Genomic DNA, 14,887 nt, shown 5'->3' with positions numbered 1-14,887 from the left:
ATCAGCTGCTCGGTGCCGCCAATGCGCCGAGCAGCTGATTGAAGGCTTCCGTCATCGACGGGTGCGTATAGATGGTGTCGCGCAACTCGGTGGCGGTGATGCCGTGCCGCATGGCCAGCGCAACGGTGTTGATGACTTCATGCGAGTCGTAGCTGAGAAGCGCTGCGCCCAGGATCTTGTCGGTGCTCGCATCCACGACGACCTTCATGAGTCCTGCCGTCTCGTCGACGATGCGGGCCCGTGGCACCGTCGCCATGGCGGCAACCGGCAGCGTGGCGACCAGGATGTCCATCCCGGCTGCCGCCGCCGCGCTCTCGGTGATGCCCACCCGCGCCAGCGGTGGTGTGGTGAACAGGACGTAGGGGACGGCGGTGCGGGTGGCGGTGCTCCGGGATCCGTCGCCGGCGAGCTGCGAGAGCACCACGCGGTAATCGTCGAGCGAAATGTAGGTGAACTGCGGACCACCGTTGACGTCACCGACCGCGAAGATGTGCGGCTGGCTGGTGCGCAGATACTCGTCGACGACAATCGCACCCGCACTGGTGGTTTCGACACCGGCCTCGGTGAGGCCCAGGTCGTCGGTGACCGGCTCCCGGCCGAGTGCCACCAGGACGGCGTCGCCCTCGGCGGTGTGTTGCATCCGGTCGGCCTGATAGGTCACCGTAACCGCCTGGCCGACTCCGGTCACCGAGGTGACCTCAGCGGAGGTGATGATCTCGACGCCGCTGTCACGAAGAATGTCCTGCAGGCAGGCCGCGACATCGGCGTCCTCGCGACCGAGGATCTGCGGACCGTGTTCCAGCACGGTCACCTCGGAGCCGTACCGGGCGTACATCGCGGCGAACTCCAGGCCGACGTAGCCGCCGCCGAGCACCGTCAGCCGCGCAGGCAGCTCCGGCATGCTGAGCATTTCCGTACTGGTCTGGACCTGGGGCGTGGTCGTCAGCCCGGCGATGTCGGGCAGCACCGGACGTGAGCCGGTACCGACCACGATCGTTTGGGCCACCACGGTGACGGTCGCGCCGTCGACCGTCTCGACCTGCAGCGTGTGCGGATCGGTGAAGCGGGCATGCCCGGTGAGAACCGTGACCGAGTCGAGGTTGTCGAGCATCGCGAAATTCACCGCGCGCAGGTCGGCGGTGAGTTCGGCCGTCGCCCCCACGGCGTGGTGATAAGCGTCCGGGTGGACACCGCCGGCCGCGAGGTGCTCGGCCCGGTACACCATCGACTTCGTCGGCACGCAGCCGATGTTGATACAGGTGCCGCCGTACATCTGCGCCGACTGCTCGATCATCACCACCCGCCGGCCCTGACGGCCCAGCGTGGCGGCCAGCGTCTTACCGCCTTTGCCGAAACCGATGACCGCGAGGTCGGCATCGATGTGATCGACGTTCACCGGCATCTGTCACTCCATCCTCGCGGGTACTCCGACGAATGCTAGCGTCGGAATGCCCTGAGCGATTACCGACCGGAAGAGGTCTGATGGCTGACGCTGACGCTGACTCACTACGCTCTGACCGTGCTGACTGGACGGCACAGCACCTCGCGACATACCTGGAAAGCGGTGGGGCGCAGGGGCACGTCCTCGACCTGAGTGACGTCGGGGGCCGGTCGTTCACCACCCACTGCTTGATCCGCTACACCGGGCGCAAGTCGGGTCGGCAATACATCAAGCCGTTGATCTACGGCAACTCCGGCGGCGAAATCGTGGTCGTCGCGTCCAAGGGCGGCGCCGACAATCATCCCGAGTGGTACCTGAACGTCGAGTCGAGGGCAACGCTCGAAGTGCAGATCGCCACGCAGGCCTTCGAGGCCACGTGGCGCGAACCGCAGGGCGATGAGCGACATCAGGTGTGGGAGTACATGTGCCACCTGTATCCGCCATACATCGCCTATCAGCAGTCCACCAGCCGGCGGATCCCGCTCGTCATGCTGAGCCTGCTGCGCCCGACCGAGACGTTCAGCGCACCCGCTCGTTAGCCGGGTCGTAGATGGCCTTGAGCGACACGGTGATCGGATAGATCTGACCGCCGACGTTGACCGCGTAGGAACCCGAGCGCACCCAGTCGGGTGTGACGACGGTGTCGTCGGTCGAGCGGACGTAACCCAGCCCCACGCACGCACCGGTGGTGGCACCCCATGCCGCCGAGCTGACCTGTCCGGCGACGGCGCCGTCGCGCAGGATCAGTTCGCCGCCCCACAGCATCGGGTCGGGCGAGTCGACGGCGAAGCTGACCACCCGCCTGCGGGGACCGTCGGCCTTGGCCTTCTCCACGGCCGCCCGGCCGAGGAAGTCGACATCGGTGGACAGCTTGCAGGCGAACAGCAGTCCGGCCTGCACCGGACTGTCGTTCGGCGTCAGTTCCCGGCCGAACGCCCGATAGCCCTTCTCCAGCCGCAGCGACTCGATCGCGTAGTAGCCGCCGCGGGCGATCCCGTATTTCTCACCTGCTGCCAGCAGGTCTTCGTAGACGCCGACCGCGAACTCGGTGGGAACGTAAAGCTCCCAACCCAATTCGCCGACATAGGTGATCCGGGTGGCGCGCACGGTGGCGTAGCCCAGCGAGATGACCTGGCTGGTGGCGAACGGGAATGCGGCGTCGGAGAGGTCGGCGTCGGTGAGCTCGCCGAGCAGCTCGCGTGACTTCGGGCCCATCACGCCGAAGACCGCCATCGACGATGTGACGTCGACGAGTTCGGCGTGCGCCCCGGCGGGCAGGTTCTTGCGGATGTGGTCCTTGTCCCGTTCGGTGGTCGCTGCGCTGCTGACGATCAGGAACTCCTGCGGCCCGGTTCGGGTGACCGTGACGTCGGATTCGTAGGTGCCGCGTTCGTTGAGCATCCCGGTGTACACCGATTTGCCCACCGGCACAGCCACATCGGCGGTGCACAGCCATTGCAGACCAGCCTCGGCTCCGGGCCCGGCGAGTACGTATTTGGAGAACGACGTCTGATCGAACACTGTGACAGCGGTGCGGGTGCTGACCTGTTCGGCCGCCGACCACGGCAGCCAGTTCTGCTTACCCCACGAATATTCGATGACCGGCTCGTTGCCCGGAGGTGCGAAGAAGTTCGCCCGCTCCCAGCCCATTCGGCTGCCGAAGTTGGCTCCCGCCGCCGCGAGCAGATGGTGCACCGGGGAACGGCGGAACGGCCGCGCCGTCGCCAGTTCCCGGTTCGGCCAGGGGATTTCGTAGTGCACACCAAGGATCTCGGCGACTCGGTCATGCAACCAGGCCACGTTGCCGTTGAACGGTGCGAAGCGACGGATGTCGACGCCGGTGAGGTCGGTGGTGGGGGAGCCGTTGACGATCCATTCCGCCAGTGCGCGGCCCGCACCGCCGGCGGAGGCGATGCCCACCGAGTTGAATCCCGCGCCGACGAAGAAATTGGCGCACTCGGGAGCCTCGCCGAGGATGAACTGGTTGTCCGGGGTGAAACTCTCCGGGCCGTTGTACAGCTTCTTGAGGCCGGTGTGCTCGAGTGCGGGAATCCGCAACAGCGCGTTGTCCATCAGGATCTCGAAGTGCTCCCAATCCTCGTCGAGCAGCTGGAACTCGAAGGGGTAGGGGATCTTGTCGGGGGCCACCCACGGCTTGGCTTCCGGCTCGAACCCACCGATGACCAGCCCGCCGACCTCCTCCTTGAAGTAGGTGTAGCCGTCGGGATCACGCAGGATCGGCAGATCAGGATGGACGCCGGCAATGGTTTCGGTGACCACGTAGAAGTGTTCGGCGGAATACAGCGGCACGTTGACGCCCGCCAGTGCGCCGATCGCCTTGGCCCACTGGCCTGCGCAGTTGACCACGATTTCGGCTTCGATGTCGCCGGCGTCGGTGCGGACTCCGGTCACGCGGCCGTCCGCGGTGAGCACGTCGAGCACGCGAACGTGTTCCAACACCTTGGCGCCGCGCTGACGTGCACCCTTGGCCAAAGCCATCGTCAGGTCGGTCGGATTGGCCTTTCCGTCGGCGGGCAGCCAGATCGCGCCCACCAAGTCGTCGACCCGCATCACCGGGTAGCGTTCGAAAGCCTCTTCCGGACTGAGCAGTTCGCAGTCGAGCTGATAAGCGGCAGCATTGGCCGCAGTGCGGCGAAGCTGGATCATCCGGTCTTCGCTGCGCGCCACCGTCACCCCGCCGCACTGCTTGTAGCCCGCGCTCAGCCCGGTCTCCGTCTCCAGTTCGGCGTACAGCTGGGTGGAGTACTGGACCAGCCTGGTGCCACTCTCCGATGCGCGCAGCTGACCGACCAAACCCGCTGCATGCCAGGTGGTTCCGCACGACAGCTGGCCCTGTTCGAGCAGCACCACGTCGATGTGACCCAGTTTGGTCAGGTGGTAGGCGACGCTGGTGCCGATGACGCCGCCGCCGATGATGACGACGTGGGCACGGTCGGGCAATGATGGGGTCGACATGTGTTCCTATCGGTCGTCAGTCGGGTGCCTGGGCATCGGCGAGCAGGCGGGGGAAATCTGGCCCGCGGAACTCGGCGACCGCCGACTCATAGCGTTCCATCGCCCATTCCCAGAAGTCGAAATCCAGTGTGCTGGTGGCATTCTGAATGCACCCCCACAATGTCCAGCCGTACTTGCCGACGATCCCCTGCAGGCGGGATCGCGCTGTCTTGTGTCGTAGCCGACGGCCGTAGTACGCGCTGACCAGTTCGTCGAGCTGATCGGTGGACAGTCCGCACTCGGCCCAGATGTTGCCGAGTTCGAAGCAGGGATCGTTGTTGCCGGAGTACTCGTAGTCGATCAGCCAAACCTTGCTGCCGTCGTCCACGAAGTTCCCGGCGAGTAGATCGTTGTTGCACGGAACGGTTGCGTGTTCGCCGATGCCGAGGATGCGCTTCATCGCCTGGAACTCGCGGGTGAAGTACAGATAGTCGGTCGGTATCCGGAACCCGCGCTCCAGAACGACTTTCAAGTAGCCGGGTTGTAGTTCGAACATGTCGAAGCGGTCGCGGAAGCGCGGACCGGCGTGCAGAGTGCGGCATCCCTGCGCGACCCTGGCCAAGACGTCGGGGCGCTGAAAGTCCGCGTTGGTCAGCGTGGCGCCTTCGAGAAAGCCGACCAGCAGAATGCCGAGGTCGGGCCGATAGTCGATCACCGGCGCTCCGACGCCGGCCTTCTCCGCCGCGGCGCTGTTGTAGTACTCGTTGTCCCGGTCGATGCCGAGCAGGTCGGTGGACGTGACGCTGCACCGGGCGACGTAAGTCCCTGCCTGCGTGGTGATCTTGATGTTGCGGTTGGTGAGGCCGCCGTGGAGTTCTTCGATCTGGCGGGGTTGTCCAGCCAGCGCCGGCAGCTGATCCAGCAGCGCATCCAGTTCCGGATCGGAAATGAACGGCATGAGGGCATCCTTGCGGAGAAAGAGTGTCGCGCGTAAAAGACTAGACTATTGACTTGTGGCTGTGCCAGTGTTTGACTCGGCCGTGCCGATCTATCCGGATGCCCGTCTGGCCCGTGAGATAATCACCGGCTGGGCGGTCGGCCCGCAACCCGCGGTGATTTTCGACTTCAACGGCACGTTGTCCGATGACGAGCCGATCCTGTTCCGTATCTTCAGCGAGCTGTTCGGTGAGCACCTGAACTGGGACTTGAGCCAGCAGGACTATGACCGGCACCTGCTGGGCCACAGCGACCGCGAGATCGTCGAGAAGGCTTTGGAGATCACTGGGAAGATCACCGGCGCCGACGGTCACGACGTCGACAGGCTGCTCGAACTGCGCAAGCACCGGTACCGCGACCTCGTCGCCGGTGACAACCCGATTCGGCCCGACACGGTCCGGCTGGTGCAGTTGTTGGCCGAACACGAGGTGCCGATGGCCATCGTCACCGGGGCGCAGCGCGACGATGTTCGGGCAGTACTGTCAACCAGCCCGGTCGGTGAGCTGATCCGGGTGGTCGTCGCCGAGGAGGATGTCACGAGCGGCAAGCCGGATCCAGAGGGGTTTTTGTCCGGTGCTGCCCAACTCGGTTGTGCACCAACACAGATCGTGGTTTTCGAAGATTCGGTACCCGGGGTGCGCGGTGCCCTCGCGGCCGGGATGAGCTGCGTAGCAGTGGCGCCCGAGCCCAGCGACGAACTCGCCGCTGTGGCCCCGGCGATCGTTGCGCGGCTGTCGGTCGACATCGTCGAGCACATCTTGCCGTCGTTGCGCGGTCGCTAATTGTCCGTTGGTGGTGCCTTCGGCTGAAACGGTTGGTACCACTTCCAGCCGGCGCGTTCGCCGGTCGGTCCGGGGCAGGGCGGAACTGTTGGTGGTGGGTGGTTTGGCGGGCGGGCGAGTGACCCTGATGTGAGGAGTTCGCCGTCGCTGTCGAGGACGGTGAGTTGGTGTGCGGGGCCGAAGATGGTGATGTCGCCGTGGTGGTGTGCGCGGTGGTGAAAGGGGCACAGCAGCACCAGGTTGTGGAGTTCGGTGGGGCCGCCGTCTTCCCAGTGCTGGATGTGATGAGCATGCAGTCCGCGGGTGGCGCTGCAGCCGGGGACTGCGCAGGTGGTGTCGCGGTGTTCGAGGGCGCGGCGAAGTCGCCGGTTGATGGTGCGGGTGGTGCGGCCGGCGCCGAGGGGTTGTCCGTCGCGCTCAAACCAGACCTCGCGGGTGGCGTCGCAGGTCAGGTACTGGCGGTCGCCATCGGAGAGCAGCGGACCCAGGTGCAGTTGCCCAGTCCTCTTGTCGACGTCGAGGTGAACCACCACGGTGGCCCGCTGCCCGTGCGGGCGGCGGGCCACGTCGGCGTCCCAGCCGGCCTCGACCAGGCTCAGGAATGCATCGGTGGTGTTGGGTAGCGGTGGCGCGTTGTCGGCACCACCGTTGTCGTGGTCGCGTTTCCAGTCGGCGACCAACGCATCGAGGTGGGACTGCAGTGCGGCGTCGACGGTGGCTGCCTCGCTGTGCGGAAGGGTGATCTTCCAGGTGGTGGATTCGTCGCCGACGGTCTTGCGTATCGAGCGTGGCGGGTCGGGTTGGGGGCCAGGCTTGGGTGGGCGGGGTTCGAGTTTGATGGCGGTGCGCAGCTGGCTGACGGTGGCAACCGTGGCCAGTTGTGCGTAGTGCTCGTCGGAGCCGTCGGCGGCGCGTTCGGCGATGACGCCGACCTGATCCAGCGACAACCGTCCCTCACGCAGCGCTTGTGTGCATCGCGGAAATTCAGAAAGTCGATGCGCGACAGCTGAAATGGTGGTGGCGGTCGACGATGAGGTGCCCAGCTTCCAGGCCACCACGGCGGCGACGGAGCGCGCCCCGGTCATACCGCAGAGGTCGTCGCGATCCAATTCGGCGACCAGCTCCACGATGCGCCCGTCGATCGCATTGCGCTGGCCGGCCAGCTCCGCCAACTCCTCGAACACCACCTCCAGGCGCTCCTTCGGGCTGAGCGCGGTGGTCGAGGACATAACCCGATCATGTCAGCAGGGTCCGACAAAACGGGCTGCGACGTCAGGACGCCGGCGAGGTCTCCACTGCGGCGTCGGGTCCGCGGTCGACGCCGGACTTGACCCGGATCCGGGTGCGGTCGGAGCGGAAGTAGTCGTAGGAGAATTCGACCGGAACATCGTTGCGGTCGTACGCCGTTCGCGTCACCAGAAGCAATGGATCGCCGACCGCAACGCCCAGCAGCCCGGCCGATGACTCGCTGGCCGGCACCGCCTCGATGTGCTCGTCCGCCGAACGCAGCGGGGTGTCGAATTCGTCGGCCATCAGCGTGTACACCGATCCGGTCAGGTCGGCGGACAGCAGTCCGGGAAACCGGGCCGCCGGAAGGTACGTCTCCTCGATCAATACCGGCGTGTTGTTGGCCGAGCGCATCCGGACGATCTTGTGCACCTGGGCGCCCCGCTTGAGGTGCAGGGCCTGGCGCACCACCGCGGTCGCCGGGCGGGTCGCCGCGCCGATCACCCGCGCGCCGGCGGCCATATCCAGCCTGCGCAGCTGCTCGGTGAACCCGGGCAGGCCGATGTGGTCGAACTCCAGCCGCGGCGTCTCGACGAAGTTGCCCCCGAAACGTCCCCGGCTGCGCCGGATGAGTCCCTTGGCTTCGATGGCTGCCAGCGCCTGGCGCAGCGTCATCCGGCTCACGCCGAGCGCCCCGGCGATCTCGACCTCCGCCGGCAACTTGTCGCCGGGCGCCAGCGCACCGGAAACGATCAGTTTCTCCAGCCAGGTCGCGATCCGGGCGTGGGCCGGCTGCTCGGACGGCCCGCTCAGGTCGGGACGTTCGGCCAGGACGGCGTCGTCCATCGACAGCACCCGCATTGGGCCGACTCTACCGCTCCTACCGGCACGAAATGACAGGTCAGCGCCCTATGCGGGCTCCCGAGTCGGTTTCTGGGACAATTGGCGACGGTGACATGACTATGCACACGACTTCGTTGACCCCGTCGACGCACACCCAGGTTTGGCGCCCCGGCGCCGAGGCGATCGTCGATCTGGGGGCGATCGCCCACAATGTGCGCGTTCTGCGTGAGCATGCGGGCTCCGCTCAGGTGATGGCGGTGGTCAAAGCCGACGCCTACGGCCACGGCGCTGTTGCGGCCGGTCGCGCCGCGGTGGACGCCGGTGCCGCCGAGCTGGGAGTGGCCACCATCGACGAGGCGCTGACGCTGCGCCAGGGTGGGATCACGGCGCCGGTCCTGGCGTGGCTGCACCCGCCGGGTACCGACTTCGCCCCGGCGTTGACCGCTGACATCGGAGTCGCCGTGTCATCGGTCCATCAGGTCGGTGCGGTGCTCGACGCCGTCGAACGCACCGGGCGCACGGCAGAGGTCACCGTCAAGGTCGACACCGGGCTCAACCGCAACGGGGTCAGCGCCGCCGACTATCCGGCGCTGCTGGCCGAACTCCAGCGCGCCGCGGCCGCCGACGCCATCCGGCTGCGGGGCATCATGTCGCATCTCGCCAACGGCGATGTCCCCGACGATCCGCTCAACGACCTTCAGGCACAGCGCTTTACCGCGATGATCGCCGAAGCGCGTTCGCGTGGAATCGAATTCGACGTCGCACACCTATCCAACTCGCCTTCGGCGATGACCCGACCGGATCTGGGTTTCGACATGGTCCGCCCCGGCATCGCGGTGTACGGGCTGAGCCCCATCCCCGAGCGTGGCGACATGGGCCTGCGCCCGGCGATGACGCTTCGCTGCACCGTCGCGATGGTCAAGCCGGTCAAGGCCGGCGACGGGGTGTCATACGGCCACACCTGGATCGCCGAGCGGGACACGAATCTGGCCTTGCTGCCCATCGGTTACGCGGACGGCCTGTATCGCACACTCGGCGGCCGTATCGACATTCTGATCAACGGGCGGCTGCGGCGCAGCGTCGGGCGGGTCTGCATGGATCAGTTCGTCGTCGATCTCGGTCCGGGCGATCCCGGGGTTGCGGCCGGCGACGAGGCGATCCTGTTCGGCCCCGGCACATCCGGTGAACAGACCGCGCAGGATTGGGCCGACCTGCTCGGCACCATCCACTACGAGGTGGTCACCAGCCCGCGTGGACGCGTGGTGCGCACGTACCGGGAGCCCAGCGCCGATGGACAGTGACGGCCAGAAGAATCCCAAGCCGCGCGGCATCGATCAGCGGCTGGCCCGCCGTGCCGAGAAGAGCGCGCAGCGGTTGGCGCGCAAGGCAGACCATCCGGGTCTCGGTGTCGGCAAGCGCGCCGGTCTGCTGGCCGGCGTAGCCGGACTCGGTGCGGTCGGCACGGTCGCCGGCGTTTCGGCGGCTCGTTCGTTCGGACAGCGGTCCGGTGTCGAAGATGTGTATCAGCGTGAGGATTTCGGGCTGCTGGACGCCGATCGCGGTTGTGTGGTGACCACCCCGGACGGCATCCCGCTGGTGGTGCGCGAGGTCGGGCCCACCACCGCTCCCGTGACCGTGGTGTTCGCGCACGGCTTCTGCTTGCAGATGGGATCGTTCCATTTCCAGCGCGCGGCACTGGAGTCCCGGTGGGGTGATCAGGTCCGGATGGTCTTCTACGACCAGCGCGGCCACGGCCAGTCCAGCGCCGCGCCCGTCGACACCTATTCGGTGGAACAGCTGGGCAAGGACCTGGAAACCATTCTGCAAGTGATGGTTCCGCGCGGACCGGTGGTACTCGTCGGGCACTCGATGGGCGGCATGACCGTGCTGTCGCACGCCCGCCAGTTCCCCCAGCATTACGGCAGCCGGATCGTCGGCGCGGCGCTGATCTCGTCGGCCGCCGAGGGGCTGTCCCGCTCACCGCTGGGCGAGATTCTGCAAAACCCGGCGCTGGAGGCGGTGCGCTTCGCCGCCCGGTACGCGCCCAAACTAGTCCACCGCACCCGCGGTGCGGCGCGCTCGGTGATCCGCCCCATCCTGCGTGCCGCCTCCTACGGCGACGACCATATGAGCCCGAGTGTGGTCGCCTTCTCCGAGAAGATGATTCACGACACACCGATCGCGACCCTGGTGGAGTTCCTGCATGCCCTGGAAGTCCACGACGAGAGCGCCGCGTTGCCCGTGCTGGCCCGAATCCCGACGTTGATCGCCTGCGGTGATCACGACGTCCTCACGCCGATGGTTCATTCCGATGAGATGGCAGCGGTACTGCCCAACAGTGAATTGCTGATCGTGCCCGGAGCCGGACACCTCGTGCAGTTGGAGCAGCCCGAGCTGATCAACGACGCGCTGGTGCGCCTGGTCGAGCGTGCGACCCCGTCGAAACTGGTGGCCTTCGCCCGACGACTCAAGGACCGCAACCGTGGATAGCACAACGGTGCAGGACGGCACCCGCGAACTGCCCACCGTCGAGGACACCATCGCGCTCGGTGAACAGTTCGGCAGACAACTGCGGGCCGGTGACGTCGTTGTCCTGTCCGGGCCGCTGGGCGCCGGAAAGACCGCATTCACCAAGGGGATTGCGCTCGGCATGGATGTGGAAGGTCCGGTGACCTCACCGACGTTCGTGCTGGCCCGTGTGCATCGGGCGCGCCGACCGGGAACCCCGGAGCTCGTGCATGTCGACGTCTACCGGCTCCTCGAACACACCGGCGCCGATCTGCTGGCCGAGCTCGATTCGCTGGATCTCGACGCTGACCTCGAGGACGCCGTCGTGGTGGTCGAATGGGGCGAAGGTCTGGCCGAGCGGCTGTCGGAGAACCATCTCGACGTCAGGCTGGAGCGCAGCGCCGAGAACGACGTGCGCACCGCGACATGGCGATGGAACCACTGATGATCCGCACCATCCTGGTCATCGACACCGCCACGCCGGCCGTCACCGCCGCGGTGGTGATTCGCGACGGCTCGGGCAGCCCGACAGTGGCCGCCGAGCGGATCACCCTCGACGCCCGCGCCCACGCGGAGACGCTGACCCCCAATGTGGTCGCGGCGATGTCGGACGCCGGGTTGGCCATGTCCGATCTGGATGCCGTCGTGGTGGGTTGCGGCCCAGGCCCGTTCACCGGTCTGCGGGTCGGGATGGCCACCGCCGCCGCCTACGGGCATGCGCTGGATCGGCCGGTGTTCGGGGTGTGCAGCCTGGACGGCATCGGCACGCAGACCACCGGGGCGGCCCTGGTGGTCACCGATGCCCGCCGCCGAGAGGTGTACTGGGCGCAGTACGTCGACGGGATTCGGGTCGAGGGCCCTGACGTCGCCGCTGCCGCCGACGTGCCGGTCGGTGATGCCGCGAGCGTGGCGGGATCGCCGGATCATGCCGCGTTGTTCGGCCTGCGGGTGATCGGGCCGGCCTACCCGACAGCGACGGGACTGGTTGCCGCCGTTGCGGATTGGGATGAGGCGCCAGCGCCGTTGGTTCCGTTGTACCTGCGCCGCCCGGACGCGAAGACGCTCGCCGAACGTGGAGTTCTGCGATGAACGTTCGTTACGGCCCACTGCAGAAGACCGATGCCGCCCGCTGCGCCGAGTTGGAGAACCTGCTCTTCGACGGTGACGATCCGTGGCCGGATTTCGCGTTCGTGCGTGAACTGGCAGCCCCGCACAATCGGTACATCGCGGCCCGGGTGGACGACAAGCTGGTCGGATACGCCGGCATCTCCCGGTTGGGCCGCATTCCGCCGTTCGAATACGAGATCCACACCGTGGGCGTGGATCCCGCCTACCAGGGACAGGGGATAGGTCGGCAGATGATGGTCGAGCTGCTCAGTGAGGTCGGCCCGGAGTCGACGGTGTTCCTGGAGGTGCGCACCGACAACGAGCCGGCGATCGCGCTGTACACCAGCCTCGGCTTCGCACGCGTCGGTGTGCGCAAACGCTACTACCGGGTCAGCGGTGCCGACGCGTACACCATGCGACGGGATCCGCAATGAAAATCTTGGCCATCGAAAGCTCCTGCGACGAAACAGGAGTCGGCATCGCGCGGCTCGATGACGACGGCACCGTCACGCTGCTGGCCGACGAGGTGGCTTCCAGTGTCGACGAGCACGTCCGGTTCGGCGGAGTCGTCCCCGAGATCGCATCCCGGGCCCATCTCGAAGCGCTCGGGCCCACCATGCGCCGGGCAATGCAGACCGCCGGCATCGACAAGCCCGACGTCGTCGCGGCCACGATCGGGCCCGGGCTGGCCGGTGCCCTGCTGGTCGGGGTCGCTGCCGCGAAGGCGTACGCCGCTGCGTGGGGTGTGCCGTTCTATGCCGTCAACCACCTCGGCGGCCATCTCGCAGCCGACGTCTACGACCACGGCCCGCTACCGGAATGTGTTGGGCTGCTGGTATCCGGTGGGCACACCCACCTCCTGCACGTGCGCTCGCTCGGTGAGCCGATCGTCGAGTTGGGCAGCACCGTCGACGATGCGGCGGGGGAGGCCTACGACAAGGTGGCTCGGCTGCTCGGTCTGGGCTATCCCGGTGGCCGACCGCTGGACGAGCTGGCGCGCACCGGCGATCGCACTGCAATCGCCTTCCCGCGCGGCATGACCGGCCCACGCGACGAACCGTTCGCGTTCTCGTTCTCCGGGCTCAAGACCGCCGTGGCCCGTTACGTCGAACACCATCCCGACGCGCCGACCGCCGATGTCGCCGCCGGATTCCAGGAAGCCGTCGCCGATGTGCTCACCGCCAAGGCGGTGCGGGCCGCTACCGAGCTCGGAGTGTCGACATTGCTGATCGCGGGCGGGGTGGCGGCCAACTCGCGGCTACGCGAGCTTGCTGAAGAACGCTGCGCCGCAGCAGGTTTGACGCTTCGTATTCCGCGACCGCGGCTGTGTACCGACAATGGGGCGATGATCGCCTCGTTTGCCGCGCACCTGATCGCCGCCGGTGCGGCTCCCTCGCCGCTGGATGCGCGCAGTGACCCGGGTCTGCCGGTCGTCGCGGGACAGGTCACCGCCGGCCGAGCCGATCGTTGATGCACTACGACGTTCGGCTGCGTCCCGCGCAACCGGCCACCCCGGCGGCCGATGCGTTCATCATCCACCGATGCGAGGTGCCGGCAAGCCCCGGCCGAGACGGGCTGTCGCTGGCCGTTGTCCGTGAGGGGATAGGTGGTTACCCGCTGCTGTTGTTGCACGGCTACCCCGAGACCAAGCGGATCTGGTGGCGCAACATCGCCGCGCTCGCCGACGCCGGCTACGAGGTGATCGCCCCGGACCTTCGCGGGCACGGTGACTCCGACCTCTCGCAGGACGACGTGTATGACATCGCGGCCTACAGCCGAGACGTCCACCTGCTGGTGCACGACGTCCTGGGTCACGAACGGTGCGGGGTCGTCGGCGGCGACGTCGGTGGGGTGGTCGCGGTGGATCTGCTGCATCGCTATCCCGGCTTCGTCGACAAGCTGGTGTTCTTCGACACCGTGCCGCCGCTGGTATTCGACGACTATGTCGCGGCGGGCCTGGACCCGATGAGCATCCTGAGTGACGGTCCGACCGGCGACTACCGCCACCGGCAGGGTGCCACCCCGGACGAACTGGCCGCCGAGCTCGACACCGCAGACAAGCGTCGGCGCTACATCGGCGAGATGTACGGCCACCGGCTGTGGGCCTCGCCGGGCACGTTCAGCGCGGAGGACGTCGACTTCATGACCGAGCCGTTCAGCAGTGAGGAGCGGCTGCGGGCCGGATGGGCCGTCTACCAGTTAGCTCATGGCCGCCCGGTCAGCGAGCCGCCGATCATGGACCGCAAGGTCGATGTGCCGACCCTGATCCTCTACGGCATGGACGACCATGTCGTCGGCCCGGAGTTCGTGCACTTCTGCGAGGTCGCGTTCACCGACCGGAGCGGACCCGTCGTGCTGCCGGGCGCCGGGCACTTCCTGCAGTGGGAGCGAGCCGATCTGTTCAATGCCCTGGTCGGCGCGTTTTTTGGCGACTTACGCGTCCGTCACGAGCTGTCGGACTGAGCCGCGGCGTCCGCTCTGGGCGAATAGGCAGGATGCCACCCTTGAGTGCTAGCACTCGCATGTATAGAGTGCTAGGTGGCTTACGGACATCCCCTGCGCCGGCACCCGCGACGACGACGCGAGGGCACGGACGTATGCCGAACACCTGGTAATTCCGACTGGTCCGGGCGCACTCGCCCCGGCAACAAGTTAACTAAGTGGAGGACTCCATCGTGGCCGTGAACATCAAGCCACTCGAGGACAAGATCCTCGTACAGGCCAATGAGGCCGAGACGACCACCGCGTCGGGTCTGGTCATCCCGGACACCGCCAAGGAGAAGCCGCAGGAAGGCACCGTCGTTGCCGTCGGCCCCGGCCGCTGGGACGAGGACGGCGAGAAGCGGATTCCGCTGGACGTCGCTGAGGGCGACACCGTCATCTACAGCAAGTACGGCGGCACCGAGATCAAGTACAACGGCGAGGAGTACCTGATCCTGTCGGCCCGCGACGTGCTGGCGGTCGTCAACAAGTAGCAACCGTGAACCGCCCCGGAGATCCCCGTATTCATGCGGGTGGTGTCCGGGGC

The 14,887-nt window shown here is 67.0% G+C and carries 15 protein-coding genes; 10 read left to right on the top strand and 5 right to left on the bottom strand.

The annotated features are described in order from the left end of the window. Nucleotide 1: 1 nt before the first annotated feature. On the bottom strand, nt 2-1,402 hold the full coding sequence (locus tag AB4879_RS18455) for an FAD-dependent oxidoreductase (protein ID WP_370508727.1): 1,401 nt from the start codon (nt 1,400-1,402) through the stop codon (nt 2-4). Between the two features lie 80 nt (nt 1,403-1,482). Here AB4879_RS18455 and AB4879_RS18450 point away from each other — a divergent pair, with 80 nt between their 5' ends. Further along, nucleotides 1,483-1,980: a nitroreductase/quinone reductase family protein gene (locus AB4879_RS18450; RefSeq protein WP_370508726.1), complete on the top strand. Its 498-nt coding sequence runs from the start codon at nt 1,483-1,485 to the stop codon at nt 1,978-1,980. Here AB4879_RS18450 and AB4879_RS18445 read toward each other — a convergent pair. Beyond that, nucleotides 1,961-4,417, bottom strand: coding sequence for an FAD-dependent oxidoreductase (locus AB4879_RS18445; protein WP_370508725.1), 2,457 nt, complete (start codon nt 4,415-4,417; stop codon nt 1,961-1,963). The genes AB4879_RS18450 and AB4879_RS18445 overlap by 20 nt on opposite strands. A gap of 16 nt (nt 4,418-4,433) precedes the next feature. Continuing rightward, nucleotides 4,434-5,354 (bottom strand): choline/ethanolamine kinase family protein, encoded by a 921-nt coding sequence (locus AB4879_RS18440; RefSeq protein ID WP_102808136.1) that lies wholly within the window; start codon nt 5,352-5,354, stop codon nt 4,434-4,436. Between the two features lie 55 nt (nt 5,355-5,409). On the opposite strand from AB4879_RS18440, the gene AB4879_RS18435 reads away from it, so the two are divergent. Next, nucleotides 5,410-6,174 carry an HAD family hydrolase gene (locus AB4879_RS18435; RefSeq protein WP_370508724.1) on the top strand — a complete coding sequence of 255 codons (765 nt, stop codon included), beginning with the start codon at nt 5,410-5,412 and terminating at the stop codon, nt 6,172-6,174. On the opposite strand, the gene AB4879_RS18430 is transcribed toward AB4879_RS18435, so the two are convergent. Beyond that, nucleotides 6,171-7,403 carry an HNH endonuclease signature motif containing protein gene (locus AB4879_RS18430; protein ID WP_370508723.1) on the bottom strand — a complete coding sequence of 411 codons (1,233 nt, stop codon included), beginning with the start codon at nt 7,401-7,403 and terminating at the stop codon, nt 6,171-6,173. The genes AB4879_RS18435 and AB4879_RS18430 overlap by 4 nt on opposite strands. A 43-nt stretch (nt 7,404-7,446) precedes the next feature. After that, on the bottom strand, nt 7,447-8,262 hold the full coding sequence (locus AB4879_RS18425) for a GntR family transcriptional regulator (protein WP_370508722.1): 816 nt from the start codon (nt 8,260-8,262) through the stop codon (nt 7,447-7,449). A 95-nt stretch (nt 8,263-8,357) separates the two neighbouring features. Here AB4879_RS18425 and alr point away from each other — a divergent pair, with 95 nt between their 5' ends. The 8 genes from alr to groES all read left to right on the top strand — a co-directional run bounded on the left by alr (nt 8,358) and on the right by groES (nt 14,834). After that, nucleotides 8,358-9,545 carry an alanine racemase gene (alr, locus tag AB4879_RS18420; protein WP_370508721.1) on the top strand — a complete coding sequence of 396 codons (1,188 nt, stop codon included), beginning with the start codon at nt 8,358-8,360 and terminating at the stop codon, nt 9,543-9,545. Next, complete coding sequence (locus tag AB4879_RS18415; RefSeq protein WP_370508720.1) at nt 9,535-10,734, top strand: alpha/beta fold hydrolase; 1,200 nt, start codon at nt 9,535-9,537, stop codon at nt 10,732-10,734. The genes alr and AB4879_RS18415 overlap by 11 nt, the downstream gene beginning before the upstream one ends. Further along, nucleotides 10,727-11,197 (top strand): tRNA (adenosine(37)-N6)-threonylcarbamoyltransferase complex ATPase subunit type 1 TsaE, encoded by a 471-nt coding sequence (gene tsaE / locus AB4879_RS18410; RefSeq protein WP_370508719.1) that lies wholly within the window; start codon nt 10,727-10,729, stop codon nt 11,195-11,197. The genes AB4879_RS18415 and tsaE overlap by 8 nt, the downstream gene beginning before the upstream one ends. After that, complete coding sequence (tsaB, locus tag AB4879_RS18405) at nt 11,197-11,841, top strand: tRNA (adenosine(37)-N6)-threonylcarbamoyltransferase complex dimerization subunit type 1 TsaB (protein ID WP_370508718.1); 645 nt, start codon at nt 11,197-11,199, stop codon at nt 11,839-11,841. Before tsaE ends, tsaB begins: the two co-directional genes overlap by 1 nt. Next, nucleotides 11,838-12,293, top strand: coding sequence for a ribosomal protein S18-alanine N-acetyltransferase (rimI, locus tag AB4879_RS18400; protein ID WP_370508717.1), 456 nt, complete (start codon nt 11,838-11,840; stop codon nt 12,291-12,293). Before tsaB ends, rimI begins: the two co-directional genes overlap by 4 nt. Beyond that, on the top strand, nt 12,290-13,330 hold the full coding sequence (gene tsaD, locus AB4879_RS18395; RefSeq protein WP_370508716.1) for a tRNA (adenosine(37)-N6)-threonylcarbamoyltransferase complex transferase subunit TsaD: 1,041 nt from the start codon (nt 12,290-12,292) through the stop codon (nt 13,328-13,330). Before rimI ends, tsaD begins: the two co-directional genes overlap by 4 nt. Then, on the top strand, nt 13,330-14,322 hold the full coding sequence (locus AB4879_RS18390; protein WP_370508714.1) for an alpha/beta fold hydrolase: 993 nt from the start codon (nt 13,330-13,332) through the stop codon (nt 14,320-14,322). The genes tsaD and AB4879_RS18390 overlap by 1 nt, the downstream gene beginning before the upstream one ends. A 209-nt stretch (nt 14,323-14,531) precedes the next feature. Beyond that, the gene (groES, locus tag AB4879_RS18385) at nt 14,532-14,834 is read left to right on the top strand and encodes a co-chaperone GroES (RefSeq protein ID WP_036346100.1); all 303 of its coding nucleotides are present in this window, start codon (nt 14,532-14,534) and stop codon (nt 14,832-14,834) included. The last annotated feature ends 53 nt before the right edge of the window (nt 14,835-14,887 follow it).

The sequence above is a fragment of the Mycobacterium sp. SA01 genome (assembly GCF_041287105.1).
Taxonomy (GTDB): Bacteria; Actinomycetota; Actinomycetes; order Mycobacteriales; family Mycobacteriaceae; genus Mycobacterium.
The sequence above is the reverse complement of the archived record's forward strand: the minus strand, read 5'-3'. Positions and strand labels throughout refer to the sequence as shown.

Excerpts from the sequence above, each read along its gene's own strand:
- AB4879_RS18455 (WP_370508727.1), bottom strand. The coding sequence starts at position 1,402 with ATGCCGGTGAACGTCGATCACATCGATGCCGACCTCGCGGTCATCGGT.
- AB4879_RS18450 (WP_370508726.1), top strand. The coding sequence starts at position 1,483 with ATGGCTGACGCTGACGCTGACTCACTACGCTCTGACCGTGCTGACTGG.
- AB4879_RS18445 (WP_370508725.1), bottom strand. The coding sequence starts at position 4,417 with ATGTCGACCCCATCATTGCCCGACCGTGCCCACGTCGTCATCATCGGC.
- AB4879_RS18440 (WP_102808136.1), bottom strand. The coding sequence starts at position 5,354 with ATGCCGTTCATTTCCGATCCGGAACTGGATGCGCTGCTGGATCAGCTG.
- AB4879_RS18430 (WP_370508723.1), bottom strand. The coding sequence starts at position 7,403 with ATGTCCTCGACCACCGCGCTCAGCCCGAAGGAGCGCCTGGAGGTGGTG.
- AB4879_RS18425 (WP_370508722.1), bottom strand. The coding sequence starts at position 8,262 with ATGCGGGTGCTGTCGATGGACGACGCCGTCCTGGCCGAACGTCCCGAC.
- alr (WP_370508721.1), top strand. The coding sequence starts at position 8,358 with ATGACTATGCACACGACTTCGTTGACCCCGTCGACGCACACCCAGGTT.
- AB4879_RS18415 (WP_370508720.1), top strand. The coding sequence starts at position 9,535 with ATGGACAGTGACGGCCAGAAGAATCCCAAGCCGCGCGGCATCGATCAG.
- tsaB (WP_370508718.1), top strand. The coding sequence starts at position 11,197 with ATGATCCGCACCATCCTGGTCATCGACACCGCCACGCCGGCCGTCACC.
- rimI (WP_370508717.1), top strand. The coding sequence starts at position 11,838 with ATGAACGTTCGTTACGGCCCACTGCAGAAGACCGATGCCGCCCGCTGC.
- tsaD (WP_370508716.1), top strand. The coding sequence starts at position 12,290 with ATGAAAATCTTGGCCATCGAAAGCTCCTGCGACGAAACAGGAGTCGGC.
- AB4879_RS18390 (WP_370508714.1), top strand. The coding sequence starts at position 13,330 with ATGCACTACGACGTTCGGCTGCGTCCCGCGCAACCGGCCACCCCGGCG.